Origin of the sequence: Acinetobacter sp. AC1-2 (assembly GCF_016124155.1) — a bacterium.
Classification (GTDB): Bacteria; Pseudomonadota; Gammaproteobacteria; order Pseudomonadales; family Moraxellaceae; genus Acinetobacter; species Acinetobacter calcoaceticus.
Window position 1 is genome coordinate 107,212 of record NZ_JABFFO010000007.1, and the last position, 26,428, is coordinate 133,639.

Genomic DNA, 26,428 nt, shown 5'->3' on the forward strand with positions numbered 1-26,428 from the left:
AATTATTTAATCTCATCCATAGAGCGTAAGTTTTTAACGGCAATACGCTGCGCATTCTTACGGTCACGTTCTGGCATCATCTTTGGCTTATACACTGGCTGAAGATCATCACCAATCACGGCAGAAAGCGGGCGTCGCTCTAATTGAATCTGGTCTTGTAAAAGCATTAAAGCTTGAATTAACGCTTCAGGACGAGGTGGACAACCTGGGACGTACACGTCAACAGGAATAATTTTGTCTACACCTTGTACTACTGAATAGATGTCGTACATACCTCCAGAGTTTGCACAAGCACCCATCGAGATGACCCATTTAGGCTCTAACATCTGTTCATATAGACGCTGAATAACTGGTGCCATTTTTACGAAACAGGTTCCGGCAACAATCATCAAGTCAGCTTGACGAGGTGAAGCACGGATAACCTCTGCGCCGAAACGTGACAAGTCATGCACACCTGTTAAGGTTGTTGCATATTCAACGTAACAACATGAGGTACCAAAGTTAAATGGCCACAAGGAGTTTTTACGCCCCCAGTTTACTGCTGTATGCAAGACATCCTCTAAACGAGTCATGAATACGTTTTTATTCACTTCCTCTTCTAGTGGATCTGTCACGATTTGACGTTCTTGCAATGGGTATTGATCAGCATCCGGATTCGCGCGGGTCAGAGTATATTTCATCCCGACTTACTCCTTTTCAGATGACAATGCAGGTGTAGTTTTTGACTTAACACGACCTGATGATTGAGCTGGAATCTGGCCTGTAGGGTCAGTTACGAGCTCTTCAATAGAGTTAAAGCGTGTAATTTCAGCAATGTTCATTGTTGGCGAACCGATTTTAATCGCCTCACCTGCTGATTTACGGCGATCTGCTGGTGACCAACTTAAAGCACCTACAGAGAAGGCATAAACAAGCGCAATCAATAAATCAACGACAAAGATTACTACAGTGGTATATCCCAACCACCCTACTTCACGCACAGAAGTAGACCATGCATAGAGGTAAAGTGCCTCTAAGTCGAAGACAACAAAGAAAATTGCAACTAAATAGAACTTTGCAGACAGGCGAATGCGAGCGCCACCAGCACTCACGACACCCGATTCAAACTGCTCTTGCTTAGCACGCCCCCACGATTTCCCCCCGAGGAGTAAGGGAACTGTGAGCATAAAGACGCAAAGAAATGTAACGCCGATCACGAAGGCGATAATCGCCCAGTCGTATGGAGTAATGGCACTCATGCGGGGATAACTCCTGGCAGGCCTATTATTTAACAAAGAATGTATGTATTGGCCTTCAAATACACCAAACACAAAATTAATCCCGCCAATTGTACCTGATTTCTAATTTCGCATGCTAGTTGAAGCGTCTTAGTCTTTCGGATGATTTTCTAAACAAAACTATTCTTCTATGGGTTGTAAGGGGGGTTTCACCACGCATAATCGGTTTATTTAATAGTTTTTTTGTTTATGATGATTTTTTTCATTTTTTAATTTTAGAATAATTACACAGTTCATCGACCATTAAGTTTTTATAACTTACTTTTTTATAATATTAGTTTGTTTTTTATTGTATTCAACTTCCCCTCTGAATTATGATGAATGTTTAGTCATACATAATATTTTATTACTCTTGGATAAGAGTGTTTATCATTAAGGGCAGCTGATGCCAGACTCACTTCGTGAATTTTCATTTCCCTCTTCTTTAAAATTTTTTCTCCTGTTTGGCTTCATTATTACGGTATGTTGTTTTATTGGCATCGCATCTCGTCCTTTAAGTTTTCTGGCGTTCTTTTGGCCAGCCAATTCTGTTTTGCTCGGTCTACTCATTCGCTTTCCGAGCACACGTCGACCCAGCACGTTTTTAGGTGCCTACATAGGTTATGTTATTGCTGACCTATTTCAGGGTACTCCATTTGCTCTCACACTCGTTTTAACAACGTCAAATTTTATTTATGTTGTTACTACCCTCGCATTCTATACATTTTTTAATCAGCATATTAAAGCAGCCTATCGAGGCTATTCTTATCTCTTTTTGTTTGGTCTATGTGGTATAGGCAGCGTAGCAGGCGCATTGTTTGCAGCAACTTTTGTGCCTATGTTTAATACTAAATTTATGCTTGGTAATTTGTGGGATGAATTCGGTTACTGGTTCACTTCAGAACTACAAAACGCCCTACTCCTTTTACCCATCATATTGAACCTACCTCAATATAGTCAGGTAAAACACTACTTTTCTAGAAATCGTGGTTTAGAAGCAATTGACCTTTTACCTTTTTTGGCTGTGATTATTTCTATTGCCGCCAGCTATTATGATTCCGGCCCTGGTTCGCTCCTCTACCCGATTGCAGCACTCATCTGGTGCGCTATTCGCTACAAACCTATTATTGTTGCACTCATTACGACCTTTACCAGTGCCTATATTATCTATCATGTCTCTGGACATTACCTTCTGCTTTATCCAAACGAATATTTAAGCAATACCATCTCAATTCGTATTGGTTTAATCATGATGACGATTGCACCTCTTACCGTCTCTAGTATTAGTGTTTTGCATTCAGAGTTAATTCAAAAGCTTCAACATGCGATTGCACATGACGAGCTAACCTCTAGTCTCACCCGACGCCAGTTTTTGCAGTCGGTCAGATTACTTCAAGAAAAGGTATACAAGGAAAATAAAACCTCAGCATTTTTCATGCTTGATGTAGACCACTTCAAACAAGTTAATGACAACTACGGCCATCAAATAGGCGACCGCGCCCTACAGACTTGTGTCACCACTATTCAAAATATTTTGCATCCTCATGACTTATTGGGCCGCTTTGGCGGTGAAGAATTTGCAATTTTTATTGCAGATACAACCAAAGAGAGCGCCTTTGACCTTGCAGAGCAAATACGAATTAAAATTAGCCAGCAACCGATTTATATTTATGGGAAATTACCAATTTTCATTCAAGTCAGTATTGGCATAAGTTTATATTCCCCATCTTCTCATAGAGCGATTGAAAATTTATTTAAAGAAGCAGATGACGCTTTATATCAAGCAAAACGCCAAGGGCGTAATCGGGTCTTTATATCTTTATAGGTTTTCATTTAATCATCTAGTGTAATGAATTTTATACAATATCCTATATTTTGCCATGTATGCTAATAACAGATAATAAGGAGAAAAATGCATGACTCTAGAATATACGCATAAACCAAACTACTACTTGTTTGCGCAGTTACTTGTGCGACATATAGAAAGCTATATTCACAAACATCCAGATGCTAACAATGCAATTTTTGACTTGCGAGATGTCTATGAAATATTTAGGCAAGATTTTGCGTCAACCACAACAAATCTAGAAGGTATTTTGCATATTGCGGATGAATATAAAATAGAAACGCTTAATGGAGATCAACCTCTTATTCAAAAGTACCAGATCGATGCAAAAAATAATTCGTTACTGATCGACTTTAATTCTGATGCGTTGACCAGCTTAAGAAGCGGAAAACCTATTTTGGAACCGGATGCAACTCGATTATAAGTAATGCAATAAAAAAGCACCTTTATGAAGGTGCTTTTTTATTGGCTTTCAAAGGAGGTTGTTTAAAACGTTTTGCAGGCCATGTCATGATAAAGCGAGCTCCACCTAAGGTAGGACTTTCATCTACTTTAATTTCACCACCGAACCAATAAGCAATACGGCTGACAATAGACAATCCTAAACCATAGCCACCCGACGCACGAGTACGGCTATCATCTAAACGAGCAAAGGCTTCAAATACTCTTTGACGATCTTGTTCCGGAATTCCGGCGCCATCATCTTCAACACAAACAAAGGCCATGCCGTCGCTGTGAACACCACCTGTGATACGAACTTTGTTATCACAATAACGAACAGCGTTACCTACCAAGTTTTGAACAACCCGATGTAAATAACGACGCTCTGCATCTACTTTCAAATAAACAGGGGGAGCAACAAGTTCAATTTCTTTTTGCGTTTTTAAAGCTTCGGTTTCTACCGCAACCTGATCTAATACATCAAATAGAGCAATTTCAGCAAAATCTAATGAAGGTGTACCCTGCTCTAGTTTTGCATAAGTCATGATTTCATCAATTAAGGTATTGAGCGCCTCAATATCTTTATCAATCATATCGACCTGATGCATACGATGGTTGTAATCGTCTTCTTCTGCCAACATCTCTGTACCAAAGCGTATACGGGCAACCGGCGTTCTAAGTTCATGAGATACCGCTCTCATCAACTCGCGCTGAGCCTCGATTAAACGCTGAATATGATCAGACATGTTGTTATAACTTGATGCCAAGTTTGCCATTTCGTCACTTCCTTCAATAGGAACACGCAATGACAAATCACCAGACTTCATACGGTTTAATGCATAACGTACTTGGCGAATTTTACGTTCTAACGGCAAGATAAGACCATAAACACCTAAACTCAGTAAGAATAGGCTAAATAAGGTAATTCCTGCTGAAAGCTGTAAAGGCATCCAGTTAAACATCGGAACCGGCCCAAGAACCAGAACTTGTGCAGGATGATTTGGTATTGGAGATACGATTGAAATGGTCGTGCCACGCATTGTTGCACTATCTTTGTACAACATGACACTTTGGTCTTGGCGTAAACGGCCAATTTGCTCAGAATCCAGATTAACGTCTTGAATATTGTAGATATTAATTGGATATGAAAAATGTTTTTGAATCTTGGCAAGGTATTCTTGTTCTTGCCCCGGATAAAACATTAGATAATCAAGTACAAAAATAGGGAGAGCCTTCATTTGGCGCTCACTAATTTTGTCAACTTTTATGGATAAATAGTGCTGAGGATCATCACGTAAACCAATAATAATATACGCAATACTATTACTGGCATCATAACGGACAACAGATTTTTGAGCTTCGATCCGTTTTTTCTCGGTACGAGATAACTCAACCTTGCTCGCATCAGTGTAGTAAATTGGAAGTTCCAATAAATCCGATGCATCTGAAACCCAGTCTATTTTCTGTTGCTTCCCCGGTTGTCGAGCGACTCCCTCACTAATGACATAAGAAATACCATCAGTTAAAGACTCTCGGTATTCTTGTGCCCGTTGATAATTGATGATTTGTACAAGCAAATAACCAAAAACGGCAACCAAAACAACAAGAATTACCAGTCCCGCATATATTCGCAGGAATATGCTGTGTTTAAACACTCGACCAACCTTATAGGAAGTTTATGCAGATCTTATAACCCATTGGTTTCTTTAACGAACAAGTAACCTTTACTACGTACTGTTTTAATACGCTTTGGATTTTCAGGATCATCGCCAATTTTTGGACGAATACGTGAGATACGGACATCGATTGAACGGTCCTGACCATCGTATTCAATACCGCGTAAACGTTCGAAGATATCTTCACGCGATAAGATACGGCCAGCATTTGATGCAAGCAACCATAATAGGTCATATTCTGCGCTAGTGAAATCAACAAGCTCACCATGCAACGTTACTGAACGGCCGCCATTATCAATCACAAGGTCATCAAACTCGATACGTTGTGCAACTTCGTCTTCTACAGTTTTATCTGTACGACGTAATAACGCACGGATACGGGCTAAAAGTACACGTGGCTGAACTGGTTTAGCGACATAGTCATCCGCTCCCATTTCAAGGCCAAGTACCTGATCCATATCTTCTGTACGTGCAGTCAACATAAGAATCGGTTGATGATAATGTGGACGAACTTCACGGCAAACGGTTAAGCCATCGGCACCCGGCAACATGACATCCAAGACCACTAGGTCTGGTTGTTCACTAATAATACGACGAATTGCACGGTTACCATCAGTTTCTACACCAACTTCCAAGCCGTTGCGGATTAAATACTCTTGAGTTAATCGTGCTAAACGCTCGTCGTCTTCAACGATCAGAATCTTTGGTAACTTTTCTTCTTGGCTCATATCATTGCCCCTATAAATCTCATTACATGCATCTTAAAAATCTTGCAGATACATTCGTTTATCATTTGCAATATACACACGTTTACATTGTAAACAAGTAGGCGTTCACCAAACTGATACATGACAACCATGTTTTGTTGCATTTTATTAACCTTTGAATTTTCTCGTGTTTTTAACATTTAGTTATTGTTATTAAATTTCATATTCTATTCATATTTCCAATGTATGAATATTAAACAAATTATTTCTTTAACTACTTTAATTGTATTTAAGTGCTTGTTTTTTGAGTTATCCACAAAGTTATCTATAAGTGTTTTTTGATAGCTTTGCTATGCTATCTCCCATCAAATCATACAGATAAAAAATTACTAAAAAGTCAAGATTGATCTGCTATGAAAAATCCCGTATCTTGTGTTCAAAATAAACTTTAACTACTAAGTCTTGTGTTTATCCCTCAAACATCGTGGCATACTTTTTGCTCGGTTCAAACGGTCTATAAACATAACAAAAGTGACAATGGAGCTATGCTGGCATGAGCGTAATTACTTCGACTCCCGGTCAAATTCAGGTGATCAAACGCACTGGAGATGTTGCTGCATTTGATGCAGAGAAAATTTCTGTTGCGATTGGTAAAGCTTTTCTTGCTGTGGAAGGTCAACAGAGTTCGGATTCAAGCCGTATTCACGACCGTATTACCCAACTGACGGAAATGGTATTAAATACTTTCACTCGCCGTTTACCATCGGGCGGTACGATCCATATTGAAGAAATTCAAGATCAGGTTGAGCTTGCTTTAATGCGTACCGGAGAACAGAAAGTTGCCCGCGCTTACGTAATTTACCGCGAACAACGTACGACTGCTCGTCAGCAAACGAACTCAAACCACCATCCTACGTTACAAGTGACCGATGCAAATGGTCAGCTTCAGCCACTTGATTTAAGTGCATTGCAAGCAACTGTAGCTAAAGCAGCCGAAGGTTTGGAAGGTATTGACGTTCAGGCTATTGTCGATGAAACCGTTAAAAACCTATATAACGGCGTAAAAGAGACTGATATTGCCACTACGATGATGATGGCAACACGTACTCGTATTGAACAAGAACCAAACTATACTTACGTGACTGCACGTTTGCTCTCTAGTGAATTAGTGAGCACAGGTTTAGCGTTCTTAGGCTTGCCTACAGATACTCCTGAAAACACTGCACTCGAAGCCTTTTTGAAAAAAGGTGTAGAGCTTGATTTGCTTTCACCAGACTTGCTTGATTTCGATTTAGAGAAACTTGCAGCAGCAATTCAACCAGAACGCTCTAATCAGTTTACCTATTTAGGTTTACAAACTTTATTTGACCGTTACTTCATTCACTCAAACGGCGTTCGCTTCGAATTACCGCAATTATTCTTTATGCGTGTGTCGATGGGTCTTACGTTAAATGAGCAAAATAAAGAAGAACGTGCAATCGAGTTCTATAACTTATTGTCTAGCTTCGACTACATGGCTTCTACGCCTACCTTGTTTAACTCAGGTACGTTACGTCCACAGCTTTCTAGTTGTTACTTAACAACGATTGGCGATGACCTTTATGACATTTATGGCGCAATGCGTGACAACGCAATGCTTTCTAAATGGGCTGGCGGTTTAGGTAATGACTGGACACCTGTACGCGCATTGAACTCTTACATTAAGGGTACAAACGGTAAGTCTCAGGGTGTAGTTCCATTCTTGAAAGTTGCGAACGATACAGCCGTTGCGGTAAACCAAGGTGGTAAGCGTAAAGGTGCAGTATGTGCATACTTAGAAACTTGGCACTTAGACATCGAAGAGTTTTTAGAACTTCGTAAAAACACTGGTGATGACCGTCGCCGTACACATGACATGAACACTGCGAACTGGGTTCCAGACTTGTTTATGCAACGTGTATTTGAAGATGGTGAATGGACATTATTTACGCCTTCTGAAACTCCAGACTTGCACGACTTAACTGGTGCTGAATTTGCTGAGCGTTATGCTTACTATGAGTCTGTAGCGAAAGAAACAAACATGCTACACAAGAAAGTACGTGCTAAAGACTTATGGCGCAAAATGCTTTCTATGTTGTTTGAAACTGGTCACCCGTGGATTACATTCAAAGACGTATGTAACTTACGTTCACCACAACAACATGTTGGTGTAGTTCACTCATCTAACTTATGTACTGAAATTACCTTGAACACAAATCAAGACGAAATTGCAGTATGTAACTTGGGCTCGATCAACCTTGTACAACACGTTCAAGGTGGTGTGTTAGACCGTGAGAAGTTAGCTCGCACAATTAAAACAGCAGTACGCATGCTCGATAACGTTATCGACATTAACTACTACGCTGTACCACAAGCGAAAAACTCGAACATGAAACACCGCCCTGTGGGTATGGGTATCATGGGCTTCCAAGATGCTCTATATGAAATGAACATCGCTTACGGTTCAGACGCTGCTATTGATTTTGCTGATGAATCAATGGAAGTGATTAGCTACTACGCAATTGAAACTTCAAGCAACTTGGCTGTTGAACGTGGTGCTTACTCAACATTCAAAGGTTCATTGTGGGATCAAGGTATCCTTCCAATCGACTCTTTAGAAATTGTTGCGAAATCTCGTCCAGAGCGTATGTTCGAAGTTGACCGTACTCAACGTTTAGACTGGGACACTTTACGTGCCAAAGTTCAAAAAGACGGTATGCGTAACTCAAATGTGATGGCGATTGCTCCTACCGCAACCATCTCTAACATTTGTGGTGTTTCTCAATCAATTGAGCCAACATTCCAGAACTTATATGTGAAATCTAACTTGTCTGGTGAATTCACTGTAATTAACCCATACCTCGTTCGCGCATTAAAAGAACGTGGTCTTTGGGACACAGTGATGGTTAATGACTTGAAACACTTCGAAGGTTCAGTTCAAAAAATTGCTCGTATTCCTGAAGAATTAAAAGCAATCTTTGCTACTGCGTTTGAAGTAGACACACGCTGGATCGTTGATGCTGCATCACGCCGTCAAAAATGGATCGATCAAGCTCAGTCGCTTAACCTTTACATTGCTGGTGCAAACGGTAAGAAACTTGACATCACTTATAAAATGGCATGGTTACGTGGTCTTAAGACGACTTACTACCTCCGAGCTTTAGGTGCAACTTCTGCTGAAAAATCCACAATCAACACAGGTGCTTTAAATGCAGTTAAACCTGCGACTGTTGAAGCGGCTCCGGTTGCTGCCCCTGTTGTAGAAGCGAAAAAGCCTGAAGCAGTTGAAGAAGACGGTTTTACCCAAGCAGCTCCAGTTCCAATGGCTTGTTCAATCGACAATCCTGATTGTGAAGCTTGCCAATAACATTCAATAAAATTGCTCTTTTTCACTAAAGAGCAATTTTACAAGAGGTAAAGATTATGCTTTCTCATCTCAGCCATAACTATATGCTTGGTGTTGGAGTTTTAATCTTTGCCTTTCTTTTCTTTTATATGCCACTGGTTTACGCATTTTTCACAATACGTAAGCAACAGCGTAAGCAAAATAAGTAGTAGGGAGTAGAGACCAAAGGCCCAAAATTTGGTCATACCTCAATAAAACTTAATTTTGTTTACACATTAAAAGCGTATAGTAGGGACATCTTCGTTTAAGAGATGTCAAATATAGATATACACAACGAAGAGAGAACAAAAATGTCTATCCTTAGTTGGGACGATTTTGAAGATGATTCGCAAAAACCGGCTGCACCTGAACTCAAGTCTGCGCCCGTCAAATCGGAAAAAACGACTAATTCGCAGAATGTATCTTCTGCGGAGTCATCATCGCAGAGCTTGGCAACTTCACAATCCGCTGGAACCCATTCCGTGCGACCAACAGTTGCCTCCGATACGGTGGCTAGAGCCTCTGCAGCCTTAGAACATTTAGATGTTGCTCCTGGCCTTGAAGAGCTAGAAATGGGCGCACAACGTGTTCAAGTTGATGACAAAGCCATGATTAACTGTCGTGCGGACTTGAACCAGCTTGTTCCATTTAAATATGAATGGGCTTGGCAGAAGTATCTTGACGGGTGTGCAAACCACTGGATGCCGCAAGAAGTAAACATGAACCTAGACATCGCGCTTTGGAAGTCTGAAAATGGCTTAACTGAAGATGAGCGTACGATTGTTATGCGTTCTTTAGGTTTCTTCTCGACTGCTGACTCTTTGGTTGCAAACAACTTGGTATTGGCAATTTACCGCCACATTACCAACCCTGAATGCCGTCAGTACATTTTGCGTCAAGCATTTGAAGAAGCAATTCACACTCATGCTTACCAATACTGTATCGAATCTTTAGGTATGGACGAAGGCGAAGTCTTCAACATGTACCGTGAAGTTCCATCTGTTGCGCGTAAAGCAGCGTGGGGATTGAAATATACTCAATCTTTAACAGATCCTAATTTCCACACAGGCACACCTGAAAACGACCAACGTTTACTTCGTAACTTGATCGCGTTCTACTGTGTTCTTGAAGGGATCTTCTTCTACTGTGGCTTTACTCAAATTTTGAGTATGGGGCGTCGTAACAAGATGAACGGTGTTGCTGAGCAATTCCAATACATCTTGCGTGATGAATCTATGCACTTGAACTTTGGTATCGACATGATTAACCAAATCAAGATTGAGAACCCTCACCTTTGGAGCGCAGAGTTCCAACAAGAAGTGGTTCAAATGATTGTTGAAGGTACAATGCTTGAAATCGAATATGCACGTGACACGATGCCACGTGGTGTATTGGGTATGAACGCAAGCATGATGGAAGAATATTTGAAATTCATCTGTAACCGCCGTTTATCTCAGTTAGGTTTACCAGAGCAATTTGCTGGTGTAACTAACCCATTTGCGTGGATGTCTGAGATGATGGACTTACGTAAAGAGAAGAACTTCTTTGAAACGCGCGTAACTGACTACCAAACTGGTGGCGCGTTAAGCTGGTAAGTTTAAGCATCTGCTAAACAATAAAAAAACCGCTAGTGATAGCGGTTTTTTTATTTAAAGTATAATTCACTAGCTCAAACAGAACCCACATACAAGAAATCTAAAATAAACTTTAAAAATCAACAATATAAATTACAACAATAAAAACCCAGAGTAGTTTTAACTAAACAAAAAATAAGCGTCTTTTTAATATTCAAAAACTAACAACCACAAATCCAAAACATATTATAGACAATAAGAGCTGGAGCATTTACAGGATAAGTATCACTATCGAGAGATTTATATAGCCTATCCTTATACTTAATAGTTAGTAACTTTTCTTTTCGATCAACGACTAAACCAACTCTATAAATAAAGTAGAAGGAATCATTATTACTTATTCGTCTGAATACAAATTGTACTGCATCTTCTTTTTGAATTTTTGAATGATCAACCGCTATAAAACCATTACATACAGGACACTTCCATTTATCTGAATCAATACTCACATCCATACTTCAAGTTACCGCATCGTATAAATTAATCGCATAGTCAAGTAATATAACTTTCAATGAATTAAAGTTGGGCTACAAAATACACATAACAATATCAATAGAAAAATAAAAACATCAATATGAATTTAATTTTAAAATGAAAATATTATTTAATAACTATTAAATTAAAAATTAAAACACAATTTAATACATAAAAAATCACTAAAATAATCAAAAAATATTTCAATCAATTATTAATCACAATATAAAAATCCCATATTAATCTTTATCGTTATTCACTGGATTTTTCAAGTATTCTTTGTATTACAGTCCTTGATACAGCAAGATCTTTAGCTAAAGAATATACACTAAATCCTTTTTTAAATTTATTAATAACTTCCTGTTTTTGTTCATTTGTTAATTTTTCGGGTCTACCTACTTTTTTAGATAATCTATGATTCTTTTGTGTAGATTCGTCGAGCAAAAAAAGTTTTTCAAAACTAATGCAAATTTCTATAAAATGAATAAAATTATTTCTAATACTTTCTTTCAACTCACAATTAAAATATTCCAATATAATCAATTTAATTTGTTTTTTTTCAATCAACATAATTGTAGATAATATTTCTTTAAAACTATTCCCTAAACAGTCAATTCCTTTAACAATTAAAAAATCATCCTCTTCTAAAGAATAATTAATCAAATTAAAAAAAATAGTCCGTAAAGTAATAGACTTATCAACTGCAGCCAATTCCAGTACTACTCTACTATATGGAACTTTATGATTAAAAGTATTTAACAATGAAATAAAAGATTCTTTTTCTTTGTCTAATTCATCAATATTAGAATTGACCCGCATATAAGCATAAATACGCATGCTCCCCCCCATCCCTTAGAGTCATGTGAAGTGCATTTCCAAAGTATGTTCAAATCAAAGCATTCCTTTTAGATACTTTTAGAGCTTCACTTATTGTTTGTTATATAATTAATGTCTTAAATTTATACTTTTATACTAGTATAATTTTTCTTATATTTCCACCATCTAAAACAATTGAAAAATATAATATAAAAAAACATTATATCAATAAAAAAATTGAGAGGTAAATCAATTATCTGTTTCAGTCTTAAATATCAGCATTATAATAATCAACAAGACCTCAAATATCACAAGACATTAAATCAAATATTATTTTTAAAGAAAAAAGTATTTAAAAAACACAAACACATTGATTATAATAAACCAATTAATTTGTATAATATATCATCTAAAATTGTTTTAAACCTATGTATTAAATTTCCAATAAATTTAAACACACAATCAAAAACAAAATAAGATTAGAATACAAATCATTAAAAATCAAATACCTACTAAAAAAACAAATAATCTTACAACTAACAACTTATTACTTTGTTATATTTTATGTACTCAAATTAATTCAAATAAAAAATAAAACTAGATTTTAATATCAAATTTATATTAAATTCAGGAATAGTTTAAGTAGTAAGTTAATTTAATATACAATACACTAAACCAAAAAACCAATAAAATTATTAGGTAACATGATTATGGAAGTTAATAAAAATTTGAAAAAAGTAATGATTTAACTATGTACTTAATTATTATGTTTTAAACACTGTATAGTACAATTTTGTGATTTAGTTCATGTTTTTTTTAAAAAAATAAGATGCTAATATTTGTTTTGTTTTTGTTTAATTTTGGTGTTTTAATATGCGTACATATGCCTATGTTAGAATAGAGCCTAATTTGCAATTTGAATTTTCTAGGTATATCACTTTTTTTAGTGAGTATGGCTATAAAATCCAAAAGAATAGATTAGTAGTAGAAGAAGTATCTGTTGATAAATCTATTGCTTATAGAGATAAATTTCTTAATTTAATAAGTTACTCTTTAGAAGAAGGTGATATTTTAGTGATAAAAAGCATGGATTGCTTAGGGAATAGCTTTGAAGAAATTTTAGGAATAGTTGACAAAATTGATCAAAAAAAAATCAGGCTAATATGCTTGGATTACTCTAAAAATGAAATTAATGGTGACTTAAAAATTTTCTTTCTCCATTTTTTAAAGTTATCAGCTGAATTTGAGAAATTATTTAAGTCTGACAATAAAAAATTCAAGGATCACAAACCAACAAGAAAAGTTGGTCGCCCAGAAATATTAAATAATGAACAAAAAAATAGAGTAATTGAATTGTTTAAGAAAGGCTACAGCGTATATTCACTCGCTAAAGAATTTGCAGTTACAAGAACAGTAATTCAAAGAATTTTAAACAATGCATCGAAAAGTAATGCATTGTAATTATTAAATATTTTTGATTAAATGATCTATGACATACATATGGAAAAATATAAAAAGGAAGAGTTATGAATCATATAGTATTAGTCCTCTAAATGAGCTCAATTAAATTTCAAGCAAAAAATTAGATAAGTTATTGAAATATAATTGTATATTAATTATTTATTTTTATGCTTGAAATTTAGATACTATTATCAAGAATGGATATAATTAATTCTATATTAAGTTAGTTTTTCTTATAATTCTTTAAAAATAGTTTTATGTCTTTCATCATGATTATGCTACCTATAAAAACATAATCAGTTACCCCTCAAATAAGTCTATAAAAATAATATTTATTTTCAATAATTTAAAAAACACTTTATGTAAAAATATAATTTATATAGATTTACTATTGATTATATTATATTTACATCGTAGAGTTGTTTTCCATGAAATAAAGCGATTTAACTTTTAAGAAAATATTAATAGTTTGAATTTATTTCAAACAATTTCTTAACAAATTAACCATTTGAAATTTATAAATTTCAGCTTTTAACAAAAGTAACTTTATGCTTTTAAAGCATTTATTATGAAAATTTATTTATTTTAAAATATGATAATATTTAATATGAATGATATTTTTTGGAAGTCCTCAATAGGCTCAGCAACAGGTGATATTTATATTCCGAAAGGAATTGGACCCTTCCCAACTATTATTATTTTTGATACGGGGTTAATAAAAAGTACCAGAACTTATGCCACCTTCTATGCAGAGAAAATGAAAGAAATAGGTTTTTTTACCTTTCTAGTGACATTAAACTTAAATAAAACAAACAAGTATGAAAAAAATGAAATTGGCTCAGCTATAGAATATATTTCAAAACGAGAAGAAGTAAATAGCAATAAAATTTACTTAATAAAAATTGAAAAAAACAAAATAATAGATTCCAATATAAAATTATACAAAAATTATTTTCAGGCTATCGCTTCAATTAATTATTTTACTTTAAACAGCTAAATCTTTAAATAAAAATTATTTGAATGAATTATAATGAGACCAAGCTAGTAAGGCTTAGTCTCCTTTTATCTGTTTAATTATCAAAAACCATGACTAACAGATGATTTAGAAACATAAATTGAATTTTTTGGGTTTGCATCTTCTACCCAGCATGACTTAGAAACATTAATCTCTTCACCACTTACTAAAATAATTTTTGTCTGTTTCAGATCACTAGTAACATTACTGGCAGCATAATAATGATGTTTATCACAAATCACTGTCTTTTTATGATTAGTTGCATATTGAGAGGCTTTATCTTCTGTAACCGCTCCTGTACCAAAGCTAGGATAGTTTGATTTTTCTGATATTAAATACAATTTATGACTAGCAATGGTATTAATCGAAGGTGGTGAATAAACTGATTGATGACCATATGGTTGATTCACACAACCCGTCAAGATTAGTGTTAATGAAAATACGATTTGAAATAGAAGTAAATTCTTCATTAATTTTAATCCTCATGTTAAATATATAATCATCCATTTTTATAAAATCCATCTTAAATTAAAATTTATAGAATTAGGATTATTAATAATAGAGATATTACTACAATAGGTTTAGGTTAAATTCAACTATATGCTCATAAATTATAATAAAAGAAACCAATATAATTTCAAATTCTTTATTAATTAAGAAGAGTCCACATCCTAAAAGGCTGTGGACTTAGTGAATTTCACTCAAACCTGAAATACAAGGATAGTTGTATAATAAACATCCTCAAAATTATATTCACATGAGAACCTATCAGTATCAATTAAGAATTAATTAAGTTCAAAATAAATTTCCATGGCACAAAAATTATCCTTATTTTACATACAATAAGCTTACTCATAACTTAAAAAATGTTTTAAAATTATGTTTTAAATACTTAAATTTCAAACATTATAAAAAATTTGAAAGATAGAATGCTCTCACAATTTATTGTCAATAATTTATAGTTTTTATAACTATACTCCTGCTCATCCCAACTCTCATTTCGTTTATAAAACTTATATTTAGCTAATAAACAATTAAATAGATGATTTTATAGATTTAAAGTAAGCTAATATTTTAGTATTCGTGTAAAAGTGATTCCTATTAGTGATGGCCATAGTACTTTTTTATTGTTCTATGCAAATAAAAAGTACGCTTATAAATTTCCTGCTTGGTCAAGAATATTTAAGGTTGGCAATCCCCTTGCACACATCCCCGCGATCTTGGTAGCTTTCTCAGCCACATCATGATGAGATCCGTCAATTGCTTGTAAATTTATGATATTTGACGCCCAAGATAATTGAATCAACTTGTCATGAAGTACTTTTTGAGAAACCCAAGGGACAATACTGTCATTTAAATCCCCTACTACAAATACTCTATTCGCTGGGTGCTTGGGTGTAAGTGCTGTTATTGCATCTACAGTTTCAAATAGTCTTGGATCAGGCGTCTTCCCCAATGCTTCAGCCAATATTTTTGGTGATGAAGGGGCTGAACTTGGGATAGCACATAATATATCAGTCCTTTTTGACAATAAGGCAGATACAATATGACCACCACCACTATGCCCAACTAACACATAATTAAGGATTTGATGTCTTTGTTTAATTTTATTTAATGCTTCAGACATTAATAAAGATTCTAATGGCTTTCTAGCACCATTATGTACACCAGACGATCCATAAATCCCTGGACGAGCTACAAAAATATATGGGAAATTATACAACTCTGTTGACTTAACGACTGCTTCATTAACTTTGTCCTGTGGTTTGCTGTTAGTATACTCTGGAAACGCCGTCGCTCCCACAATTGCTACATCTCCAGAAAAATATGCAATTGCTCTATTATTGGTTTGATTTTCGAGTAATCCGGCAGAATAATATCGTATGCATTCTTTATATGAGTAACCATTTAAATTTACTTCAACCCAAACCGTTCTTCCGATTCCCGAATTGTCCAATTGTGTACATTGTGCTTGAGTCGAAGTAACAACGTTATACGCATCTTTTCCGATAAAATTTCCATTTGTTAAATCAATACTAACTGTTTCAGCGAAAGTATGATTAGCAGCTAATAATATCAATAAAGAAATTATTTTTTTCATAATTAACCTTTTTAATTGAGATAAACTTTAGATAATTAAATTAACAACCAAGATTAGTTAACACAACAACAAAAAAATAGAAATATTAAAAACTATATAATTCATTTATTTTTATCAAAAAAATTAAGCTAGATTACATTAAAACTAAAAATATAAATTATGTTTTAAATTATACGCAAATTAAAACATATGAATTAAATTTCGAATAATTTTAAACACAACTCAAGCCTTAAAATCACTTCTAGTACCACAAAAAAACAAATACAATAACAAACAGAATTAAATATCACTCTATTATTTTTTAAAAAAGGGATTAAAACAATTTAATTGTTTTCTAGCCAAGATTAACTTAATTAGGTCGTAATATGCTACATCAATTGAAATATTTAGATTTAAGTAATTTAAAGAATCAGATCAGTGAATGGATATCACTATATGATCAGACTGACTCTGATAAAAAAATAGTCTTTATCTCATATGGTTGCCTAGATCAACGTTGTAAAGTTTTTTCAATTTCTAGTTCTGACATACAAAAATTGCAGAAAAAAATAAATAACTTTTTAGAAAAAATTTTTCTTAAAGATAAACGTTATCTAGCCTATATAAAACTTGATATTGCAACTCAAATAGAAAAAAAAAGTTGGACCGATGTTACCAATGATATATCTAATCAAAAGCATAATAATCATTTTAGGAAAGGTATTAGTTTTGATAAAGATTTAAATATATGTTTTTTAGAGCAAGAAATTTATGGGAATGCAATCATACGAGGAATTTCATATGATCAAAAAAATTTCATTGACCAGAATAATTTAAATAATGCAATCAAGAAAAAATATCCTTCTATTCAAAAAGAATTAGAAATTAGTAAAATTAATGATGTATGGCTTTTTGAAACTGAAAGTGTATTTTACGAAAATGGTAAATTCATTAAACTTCAAAGTGGTGGTTGTGAAAATGGGGTTAGATTCATTGATAAAAATGATAAATCTCATATTAAAGAAATAATTAATAAAAATGCTAATTTTCTATCCAATCAACTTTTAGAAGATGGGAAATTTATCTACGGCTATTTTCCAGCATTTGATAATGAAATTAAAAGCTACAATACAATAAGGCATTGCACTTCAATTTATTCTCTTTTAGAAACTTTTGAGATTGAAGAGAATAATCAATATTGGCCTAAAATTCACTTGGCTATTGAGTATAGCATCAAAAATTTTTATAAGTTAATCGATGAAGATACTGCTCATATGATTGATGGAAATGATAATAATTATGAGATCAAGCTTGGTGCGAATGCAGCTGCTATTTTAATGTTAACAAAATATCAGGAAATTACTAAAAATAAAAAACATCTAGAATATGCAGAAAAAATAGCAAATGGAATCATTCAAATGATTGATAAATCAGGACAAACAGTGCATATCTTAGAGTACCCATCTTTATCTATTAAAGAAAAATTTAGAATTGTTTATTATGATGGCGAAGCTGCACTAGCGCTACTAAGGCTATATCAATTAAATAATAATAAGCTTCTTTTAGATACTGTTAAATTAATGTTTGATAACTTTATATCTAATTCATATGAAAAATATCATGATCATTGGCTAAGTTATTGTACCAATGAATTAACAATGTTATGCCCAGAATTTAAATACTATCAATTTGGTATAAATAACTACTTAAAGCATATGGATTTTATTAAAAATCGAAAAACAGCATACGCAACTTTTCTTGAAATGATGATGTCTGCTTATAAAATGGTGAGTCGCCTAAGTGAGCAAGGTCATGAAAAATTATTTAACTCTTCTAGATTTGAAGATTTAAAATCTCTTATAAAATTACGTGCCGAATTTCAACGTACAGGTTTTTTCTATCCAGAAGTAGCTATGTATATGAAAAACCCCAAGTCTATATTAAATTCTTTCTATGTAAGGCATGACCGTTTTCGTACTCGTATTGACGATCAAGAACATAACTTATCAGGCTATATTGCGTACTATTTGTATTTCAAAGATTAGCTTGGAATTTCTAATTCTAGAATCAAAAATATCAAAAACTTTTTAATAGAGTAATTAAAGGTATCTTTATGAATGAAGAAATATTTACTTTATCAAATGAAACAATAAGTGTTGAATTTTTTAAAATTGAAGAAAATCTTAAAAAGCTCAATATAAATATGTTTTTCCTAAAAAAAAATCCACATCGGCTTATTACATTAAATAATGATTTGAAACTTGAAGGACATAATAATTTTTATAATAGTGTTTTAAGCCTTTGTACAATTGGTGCTTTTTCATACTCATCCTCAAATCTTGGTTATGGTGTTTCTATTGGCCGCTATTGTAGCTTAGCTAGTAATATTAAAATTATGGGTGCTCATCACTTCACCGATTGGGTTTCTACTTCTCCTCACTTTTATACTGAAGATTATCATGATACTGACCCAGCATCAGTTACACATACTTTTAGAAGCCGACGTAATATCACCATTGGAAATGATGTGTGGATTGGATCAGATGTTATTTTAAAAAATAATATTACTATTGGTGATGGTGCAATAATCGCTTCTAACAGTGTGATTACAAAGAATGTTGAACCATATACTATCGTTGGTGGTAACCCTGCTAGACTCATTCGTAAAAGATTTGATAATACAGTTATTAATGAATTAATAAACTTAAAATGGTGGAAATTTCACAAAAATGATTTAAAAGGCTTAAATTTTATGGAACCATTTGATTTTATTGATCAATTTAAAAATAAAATTTATGCAGGAGGTTTAAATGAATACCATCCACCAATCCTTACTAAAAGTGATTTGCTTAAATCATCTTCAAGCAAATAAATCTTTTATATTATATAGCTTATAAATAGTTGTTTATTATGAAAACTCAATATTTTTTTCTATTTCCAAAAATTGACCAAAAGAAAAATGGATTGGTTTTTGCTCTTTTAAAACGTGCAAAAATACTAAATGAACAATTAGGTATTAGTCCCACCATTATTACTACTGATTATGATCGCTCCCTTGCAGAAAATTATTGGAGTCTTATTACTACAAATTTAGCTCCTACTTCTATTGGTTATCTCAATCTATATGGTGATTTTCAAGGAACTCATCTAAAACTGGCTAATAAAAAAATTCATAATCCTACGGTAGAAATGTTTAACAGTAACATTTTAAAAACTATAATTCCTTTCACCTACAATCAGCGGTTTCATGATAAAAATAATAAAAACTATTTGTACGAAATACGGCAAAATGACTCTCCTACTTTAAGTTATGTAAATACTTTCAAAAAAGGAGTAAAAACAGGACGGATTATTTATGACTCTTATGGTTATCTTAGTTGTATTCAAGTCATCAACCCAGAAAATCAAATGATAATAACTGAAACTTATTATCATACAGAAGGTTATCCAGTTATTATAAAAAACTATCAACTCAATGAAAAGAATAAAAACATTGTTTCAAATATTTTTTTATTTAATAAACAAGGTGTTATTGACGAGGTTTTTGATACTGAGTCTCAACTCATTCAATACTGGTTCCTAAAAATCTCTCAACTTTATAAAAATGATCTAATGTATATTCTTATCGATCGTGCAATTCATTTCTATGAACCACTTAGAGAGATTAAGCAAGAAAATATGCGTTTTATTGGTACAATTCATGCCACCCATTTAAATGGTCCTGATATTCAAAACTCTACAATTAATCGTCATTATCGTAGTTATTTTAAATATAGTAATGAATTAGATGCATTAGTAATCTTAACTGAACGCCAAAAACAACATATTCAACAGCGCTTTGGAATGGAAGGGAAATTATTTGTTATTCCTCATATATATGAAAAAACTATTGACCATGTCAATTTTTCAAACAGAGACCCAATGTTTTGCTTAACTGTTGCTAGATATGATAAAGCGAAAAATTTAGATAGCTTAATTAGGGTTTTCAAAAAAGTTATAGAAGTAATCCCCAATGCTTATTTAAACATTTATGGGTTTGGCAGTGAGCATAACTTCTTACAAAGTCAAATTGATGAACTTCAGTTAAATAACCATATTAAATTGATGGGCTATAATGAGAATACTGACGCTTTATATAATAAAGCAAGCTTATTCCTTTTTTCTAGCCGATCTGAAGGTTTCGGTATGGCAGTTTTAGAAGCCCTATGTCATGGCTGCCCTGTAGTGAGTTATGACATCGATTACGGACCATCAGACATGATTAATCATGATGAAAATGGTTATTTAATTACTTTTCAAGATGAAGAGTTATTTGCACAGAAAGTAATTTCTTTATTAAAAGATGAACACAAACGGCTTAAACTTAGTGAAAATGCATATGCATGTACTCAGCTCACTGATCAAAAACAATTTGCTCAAAAATGGCAATCACTTTTTCAGGCCATTCTGTAATGTTTTTTATGCATAAGAAGGGTTTGGTTTTATTATTTTCTACATTTTGCTTATCTACTTATATTCATGCAAAAACTGATTGTTATTCAAGTAGCCCTCCTGTTGTTACACAACTTGATAAAGTCTATTATGGCATAGATAATCTGCGTATTTTTTATACTACATCTGGTGATAATGCTTTAAAATTTCAATTGGATAAAAATCTAAATCATGTTCCAGACTATGTAGAAAATATTGCTATTCAAGCAAATACCATACGCAAAGCTTGGTCCGTTTTAGGCTACCAAGATCCTTTGAATAGTCCACGCTATAAAAATAACGTCCAATATATTGATATACAAATACAGAAGCTTAATGGACTCGGACTAGCTTATGATGAACCCCATCGACATACCAATAATCCATTAAAAAAAAATGCGTGTGCTCTAATTATTCTTATCAGCAATAATATTCCAAATTTAACTACTGACTCTTCATTAGTTGAACATGAATTATTTCATCTTTACACCTATGGTTATACGATGTTTAAACAACCTTGGCTCACGGAAAGCTTGGCAGCCTGGTCAGAAGGGATCACCAGAAAAGATAAGCTTGGCACATATGGACAGAGAAATTTGCCGAAAAATGAAGAAGATTTTGACAAATATATCTTGCAAAGAACTTATAGGACATCTCAATTATGGAACCGTCTCACCACACTTATAGATACATCTAATGGAAAACTATTTTTACCCTCTTCTCTCATGCAACAGAGATACACTGATGGACAACCGGTTTTTCAAGATCAATATTTAAAAGGAACCGTCTTTATGAAAAAGTTTCTTGAAAATCTTGGAAAACAAGATCAACAAATTTCTATTTTAAATAATTGGAATTTATATCATTGGAGAGAAATTGATCAAAACTCAGCTCATTTCAACCAACAAATTTTAGATACTTTATTGATAACTCTAGAAAAAACGAACGAAAGCAATATAGAGAAAAATAAATTTCAAAGTCTCTTAAAAAAAGTTATTAAAAATAAAAAATCTAGTTAATTTTACTTTCAAAAATATTAAATAAGCCATTTACTGTAACTAATGCTTTTAAAAACTATTTTTAAATAAAAAAAGAGAAGGCACTTATGCCTTCTCTCCTATTTACAGATTTCTATCAGCAATAATCAATTAAAATAACAACTGATTATTATTCAATAACTCATCCAGTGTTGTATCTGTATTTTTCAATACAATGAGATCGGTTGAGTTATAGGTATTACCAGTACCATCACGGTCAATACTAATTAAAGTATTACCCGCACCATCAGAAGTAACAGACACATAATTAGAGATATTGCCTGCATTAGCACCATTTAACAATGAACTAATATCAACTTTATCACCTTGAGCCAAATTGAAGTCAGTCCATTCATCTGTACCATTACCACCCGTTGCATCAGCAGCGTTCAGCAAGTTATAGACAACTGTATCTGCACCAGCTCCTGTACTAATAATGTCATGGCTAGCAGTACTGATGGTCTCACTACCAATATTCACGGTCAATGTTGCAGGTGTACTTTCATCGCCTGTTGCAGCAACCAGTTTATAGTTCAATGTAGCGGCATCACCAGAAGTCGCAGAACTATTTGCTGTGAACGTATATGTTCCATTTGCCGAAACAACGAAGGTACCATCTTCAACCGTGATTGTTTGACCATTCGCTTGTACATAAGTACCAGGTGAAGTTTCTACAAATACTTTTGTACTTGCACCACCTGTTACATCTACACCATTACCAGAATCATCTGTTAACAAGTTACCTGTAGCCGTTACTGTCGCACCATTACCAACGAATTGATCATAATGTGTGAAAGTAGCATTTACTGTAGTGTTGACAGTGGTTGTATTGGTTCCAGCAATCAGAGGAATATTAGATTCTGTGCTACCAAACACGACACGCCATTGGCTAGTAGTGTCTGATGCAGAAACTTGGTAAGAGCCGCTGATCAACACAGTACCGCCAGCATCACCTAAGATTGGTGATGAATGTACAACAGAAGCTGATGCTCCAGGTTGAGTTGTCCAAACACCATTCACAAGTTTTTGTACTTGATAACTGAAAGTATCACCATTAGCAGAGCTATTTAAGAGACCACCTTGTGTAGTTACAGAGAAATTAATCGATGCAGCAGTATGTGCAGCGACATTAATCACATCACTCGTATCACTACCAGCAACCGAAGTAGCAGCACCAAATAACGGTTTCGTACTACTTGCAGCCATGCTACCCGTATCAACAGTTGTATTGGTTGATGGAACTAAAGTAATCGCAGCTGCTGCTGAATTATCAGTTGCCGTCAACTCTACTACACCATCTTGAGTTGGATCTTCTGGCCATGTGATATCAAGATCGTTTGTATCAATGCGAACATTTAAAGTCGCTGTATCTTGATGCCCATCGCTATCCTGAATCGTATAAGTGAAGCTATCTACTTTACCTAGACTATTTGGAACAGTGAAATCACGGATGTATTCATAATTACCATTTTTATCAATGAACAACTCACCATATTCACCTTGAATACGAGTAAATGCTTCATTGTCTTGTGGTAACGCAGTTGTTACACCATCTTCATTAGCAACACTAATAACTGTTGCTGTTTCACCAGCATGAATAACGTCTGCTACATCTGTAGGATTTTCAGGATTGTTTGCAGTAATCACATTACCTTTGGCTACAACATCACCATAATCACTCAATACCTCGTTGGTAACAGAAATTGAAGCAATACCAATTCCTGTCACTTGTACGCCCTCACCAGGAGTTAATACAAGCGCATATTGTCCTTCAGGTAGATTAGTGATAGATGCTCCACCACCCATGACTCCTAAACCAATTCCAAGCATGGATCCAGCATTATCTATTTTGCTGTACGGTTCATATCCACCCGTATTCTCGTTATAACGAAGAATATTAAGGTCATAAGAACCAATACCACCACCTATTAACACTCCACCAAAAGATACATCAAACGATGCAATTCCACCTTCAGGTACGGTAACTGTAATTGGTGTTTGACCTTTCAAGTCAATAATTGGACCAATCAATGATAATGATGGGAAGGTTACTAATGCACCGCCCGGAATATCAGGATGAGTTACTACAGGAGTAATCTCACTTAATACCGTAGCAATATCATCGATAGCATCAATGAAAACTGGAACTATAGATGTGACTGGTAATGAAGTATTACCTGCTGCATCTGTCGCTGTTGCTGTTACAACATCTCCAGTTACTAATGTACCAGGATTAGCTACAGACCAAGTACCATCACCTTCTGTAGTAGTAGTAATGGTACTACCATCTGGGAAGGTTACAGTTACTGTTGAACCTGGTTCTGCCGTACCTGTAATCGGATCAACATCATCCAATTCATCAATAGCAATTACTGGAGGTACAGTATCTACAACTTCTGTTGCCGGTGTCGATTCGTTACCTGCAACATCTGTCGCTGTTGCTGTTACAACATCACCATTATTCAAGCCTGGGTTCGGTACTGTCCAGCTTCCATCTGTACCCGCAACTACTGTTGCTGTGGTGCCATCAGGATAAGTCACTGTCACTGTTGAACCTGGTTCTGCCGTACCTGTGATCGGATCCGTACCATTGATTGGATCAATCTCTGGTGCAGCCGGAGCCACTGCATCTACAACTTCTGTTGCCGGTAACGATTCGTTACCTGCAGCATCTGTCGCTGTTGCTGTTACAACATCGCCATCATTCAAGCCTGGGTTCGGTACTGTCCAGCTTCCATCTGTACCCGCAACTACTGTTGCTGTGGTGCCATCAGGATAAGTCACTGTCACTGTTGAACCTGGTTCTGCTGTACCTGTGATCGGATCCGTACCATTGATTGGATCAATCTCTGGTGCAGCCGGAGCCACTGCATCTACAACTTCTGTTGCCGGTAACGATTCGTTACCTGCAGCATCTGTCGCTGTTGCTGTTACAACATCGCCATCATTCAAGCCTGGGTTCGGTACTGTCCAGCTTCCATCTGTACCCGCAACTACTGTTGCTGTGGTGCCATCAGGATAAGTCACTGTCACTGTTGAACCTGGTTCTGCTGTACCTGTGATCGGATCCGTACCATTGATTGGATCAATCTCTGGTGCATCTGGTGCTGTTGTATCTGAATCGCTGTCGCTATCAGAGTCACTGTCGGAATCCGAATCGCTGTCAGAGTCTGCATCACCGTCAGAATCCGAGTCACTGTCAGAGTCCGAGTCACTGTCAGAGTCAGAATCGCTGTCAGAGTCAGAGTCGCTGTCAGAGTCCGAATCACTGTCAGAATCCGAGTCAGAGTCAGAATCCGAGTCGCTGTCAGAGTCCGAATCGCTGTCAGAGTCAGAGTCAGAATCGCTGTCAGAATCCGAGTCGCTGTCAGAGTCAGAGTCGCTGTCCGAATCAGAGTCGCTGTCAGAATCCGAGTCGCTGTCAGAGTCCGAATCGCTGTCAGAATCTGAGTCGTGTCAGAGTCGCTGTCAGAGTCCGAGTCGCTGTCTGAATCAGAGTCGCTGTCAGAGTCAGAGTCACTGTCGCTGTCAGAGTCCGAATCGCTGTCAGAGTCAGAATCGCTGTCGCTATCCGAATCCGAGTCGCTGTCAGAGTCAGAGTCGCTGTCAGAGTCCGAGTCACTGTCAGAGTCAGAATCGCTGTCGCAATCCGAGTCACTGTCAGAGTCCGAGTCGCTGTCAGAATCCGAGTCGCTGTCAGAATCCGAGTCGCTGTCAGAGTCCGAGTCACTGTCAGAGTCCGAGTCGCTGTCAGAATCAGAGTCGCTGTCAGAATCAGAGTCGCTGTCCGAATCAGAGTCGCTGTCAGAATCCGAGTCTCTGTCAGAGTCCGACTCGCTGTCAGAATCAGAATCGGTGTCAGAGTCACTGTCAGAATCAGAGTCGCTGTCAGAATCAGAGTCACTGTCAGAGTCGATCGCTGTCATCCGAGTCGCTGTCAGAATCCGAGTCGCTGTCCGAATCCGAGTCGCTGTCAGAATCAGAGTCGCTGTCAGAATCAGAGTCGCTGTCGCTATCCGAATCAGAGTCCGAATCAGAGTCGCTGTCAGAATCAGAGTCGCTGTCAGAATCAGAGTCACTGTCAGAATCAGAATCACTGTCCGAGTCAGAGT

21 protein-coding genes and 2 pseudogenes are annotated in these 26,428 nt (G+C 35.3%); 11 read left to right on the top strand and 12 right to left on the bottom strand.

The genetic code is table 11. From position 1 onward, the window contains the following. Positions 1–2: 2 nt before the first annotated feature. The gene (locus tag HL290_RS16995) at positions 3–680 is read right to left on the bottom strand and encodes a NuoB/complex I 20 kDa subunit family protein (RefSeq protein WP_002050353.1); all 678 of its coding nucleotides are present in this window, start codon (positions 678–680) and stop codon (positions 3–5) included. Between the two features lie 6 nt (positions 681–686). Then, positions 687–1,238, bottom strand: a complete 552-nt coding sequence (ndhC, locus tag HL290_RS17000; protein ID WP_003653481.1) for an NADH-quinone oxidoreductase subunit A — start codon at positions 1,236–1,238, stop codon at positions 687–689. Between the two features lie 424 nt (positions 1,239–1,662). On the opposite strand from ndhC, the gene HL290_RS17005 reads away from it, so the two are divergent. Then, positions 1,663–3,081: a GGDEF domain-containing protein gene (locus tag HL290_RS17005; protein WP_198497075.1), complete on the top strand. Its 1,419-nt coding sequence runs from the start codon at positions 1,663–1,665 to the stop codon at positions 3,079–3,081. Positions 3,082–3,172: 91 nt separating this feature from the next. Then, on the top strand, positions 3,173–3,526 hold the full coding sequence (locus HL290_RS17010) for a hypothetical protein (RefSeq protein WP_009393940.1): 354 nt from the start codon (positions 3,173–3,175) through the stop codon (positions 3,524–3,526). Positions 3,527–3,548: 22 nt separating this feature from the next. Here HL290_RS17010 and bfmS read toward each other — a convergent pair whose 3' ends face one another. The 3 genes from bfmS to HL290_RS17025 are packed head-to-tail and all read right to left on the bottom strand — an operon-like array spanning position 3,549 to position 6,126. After that, positions 3,549–5,198: a sensor histidine kinase BfmS gene (bfmS, locus tag HL290_RS17015; RefSeq protein WP_017392321.1), complete on the bottom strand. Its 1,650-nt coding sequence runs from the start codon at positions 5,196–5,198 to the stop codon at positions 3,549–3,551. 32 nt (positions 5,199–5,230) lie between these two features. After that, positions 5,231–5,947 (bottom strand): response regulator transcription factor BfmR, encoded by a 717-nt coding sequence (bfmR, locus tag HL290_RS17020; protein WP_003653488.1) that lies wholly within the window; start codon positions 5,945–5,947, stop codon positions 5,231–5,233. Beyond that, positions 5,944–6,126: a hypothetical protein gene (locus HL290_RS17025; RefSeq protein ID WP_016801725.1), complete on the bottom strand. Its 183-nt coding sequence runs from the start codon at positions 6,124–6,126 to the stop codon at positions 5,944–5,946. Before HL290_RS17025 ends, bfmR begins: the two co-directional genes overlap by 4 nt. 353 nt (positions 6,127–6,479) lie before the next feature. Between HL290_RS17025 and HL290_RS17030 the strand changes: the two genes are divergently transcribed. The 3 genes from HL290_RS17030 (at position 6,480) to HL290_RS17040 (ending at position 10,924) form a co-directional block, all read left to right on the top strand. Next, entirely contained in the window at positions 6,480–9,311 is a 2,832-nt protein-coding gene (locus tag HL290_RS17030; protein WP_092709348.1) for a ribonucleoside-diphosphate reductase subunit alpha, read from the top strand. Positions 9,312–9,367: 56 nt separating this feature from the next. Further along, on the top strand, positions 9,368–9,499 hold the full coding sequence (locus HL290_RS17035) for a hypothetical protein (RefSeq protein ID WP_003653490.1): 132 nt from the start codon (positions 9,368–9,370) through the stop codon (positions 9,497–9,499). Positions 9,500–9,640: 141 nt separating this feature from the next. Then, positions 9,641–10,924: a ribonucleotide-diphosphate reductase subunit beta gene (locus HL290_RS17040; RefSeq protein WP_005042873.1), complete on the top strand. Its 1,284-nt coding sequence runs from the start codon at positions 9,641–9,643 to the stop codon at positions 10,922–10,924. 200 nt (positions 10,925–11,124) lie between these two features. On the opposite strand, the gene HL290_RS17045 is transcribed toward HL290_RS17040, so the two are convergent. Together HL290_RS17045 and HL290_RS17050 are read right to left on the bottom strand one after the other, a co-directional pair. Next, positions 11,125–11,418 carry a hypothetical protein gene (locus HL290_RS17045; RefSeq protein ID WP_198497076.1) on the bottom strand — a complete coding sequence of 98 codons (294 nt, stop codon included), beginning with the start codon at positions 11,416–11,418 and terminating at the stop codon, positions 11,125–11,127. A gap of 271 nt (positions 11,419–11,689) precedes the next feature. After that, positions 11,690–12,274, bottom strand: coding sequence for a recombinase family protein (locus tag HL290_RS17050; RefSeq protein WP_198497077.1), 585 nt, complete (start codon positions 12,272–12,274; stop codon positions 11,690–11,692). A gap of 852 nt (positions 12,275–13,126) precedes the next feature. Here HL290_RS17050 and HL290_RS17055 point away from each other — a divergent pair. Next, positions 13,127–13,714: a recombinase family protein gene (locus HL290_RS17055; RefSeq protein WP_003653496.1), complete on the top strand. Its 588-nt coding sequence runs from the start codon at positions 13,127–13,129 to the stop codon at positions 13,712–13,714. 607 nt (positions 13,715–14,321) lie between these two features. Next, positions 14,322–14,711, top strand: a complete 390-nt coding sequence (locus HL290_RS18715; protein WP_227602316.1) for a hypothetical protein — start codon at positions 14,322–14,324, stop codon at positions 14,709–14,711. 80 nt (positions 14,712–14,791) lie between these two features. Here HL290_RS18715 and HL290_RS17065 read toward each other — a convergent pair whose 3' ends face one another. Together HL290_RS17065 and HL290_RS17070 are read right to left on the bottom strand one after the other, a co-directional pair. Beyond that, positions 14,792–15,199: a hypothetical protein gene (locus tag HL290_RS17065; protein WP_198497078.1), complete on the bottom strand. Its 408-nt coding sequence runs from the start codon at positions 15,197–15,199 to the stop codon at positions 14,792–14,794. A gap of 631 nt (positions 15,200–15,830) precedes the next feature. Then, a pseudogene (locus HL290_RS17070) lies at positions 15,831–16,452 on the bottom strand (hypothetical protein). Positions 16,453–17,195: 743 nt separating this feature from the next. On the opposite strand from HL290_RS17070, the gene HL290_RS17075 reads away from it, so the two are divergent. The 4 genes from HL290_RS17075 to HL290_RS17090 all read left to right on the top strand — a co-directional run bounded on the left by HL290_RS17075 (position 17,196) and on the right by HL290_RS17090 (position 22,298). After that, positions 17,196–18,854, top strand: coding sequence for a poly alpha-glucosyltransferase (locus HL290_RS17075; protein WP_198497079.1), 1,659 nt, complete (start codon positions 17,196–17,198; stop codon positions 18,852–18,854). A 68-nt stretch (positions 18,855–18,922) separates the two neighbouring features. Next, complete coding sequence (locus HL290_RS17080; RefSeq protein ID WP_198497080.1) at positions 18,923–19,681, top strand: CatB-related O-acetyltransferase; 759 nt, start codon at positions 18,923–18,925, stop codon at positions 19,679–19,681. A 38-nt stretch (positions 19,682–19,719) separates the two neighbouring features. After that, the gene (locus HL290_RS17085) at positions 19,720–21,261 is read left to right on the top strand and encodes a glycosyltransferase (protein ID WP_198497081.1); all 1,542 of its coding nucleotides are present in this window, start codon (positions 19,720–19,722) and stop codon (positions 21,259–21,261) included. Then, entirely contained in the window at positions 21,261–22,298 is a 1,038-nt protein-coding gene (locus HL290_RS17090; protein ID WP_198497088.1) for a peptidase MA family protein, read from the top strand. The genes HL290_RS17085 and HL290_RS17090 overlap by 1 nt, the downstream gene beginning before the upstream one ends. A gap of 129 nt (positions 22,299–22,427) precedes the next feature. On the opposite strand, the pseudogene HL290_RS17095 reads toward HL290_RS17090, so the two are convergent. The 3 genes and pseudogenes from HL290_RS17095 to HL290_RS17105 form a co-directional block, all read right to left on the bottom strand. Beyond that, positions 22,428–25,433 (bottom strand): annotated as a pseudogene (locus HL290_RS17095) (ABSDF2314 family large adhesin); the annotation flags it as partial. Further along, positions 25,346–26,242: a hypothetical protein gene (locus tag HL290_RS17100; RefSeq protein ID WP_198497083.1), complete on the bottom strand. Its 897-nt coding sequence runs from the start codon at positions 26,240–26,242 to the stop codon at positions 25,346–25,348. The pseudogene HL290_RS17095 and the gene HL290_RS17100, both read right to left, overlap by 88 nt. Then, a partial coding sequence (locus HL290_RS17105; RefSeq protein ID WP_198497084.1) for a hypothetical protein occupies positions 26,223–26,428 on the bottom strand: 206 nt, incomplete at its 5' end. The genes HL290_RS17105 and HL290_RS17100, both read right to left, overlap by 20 nt.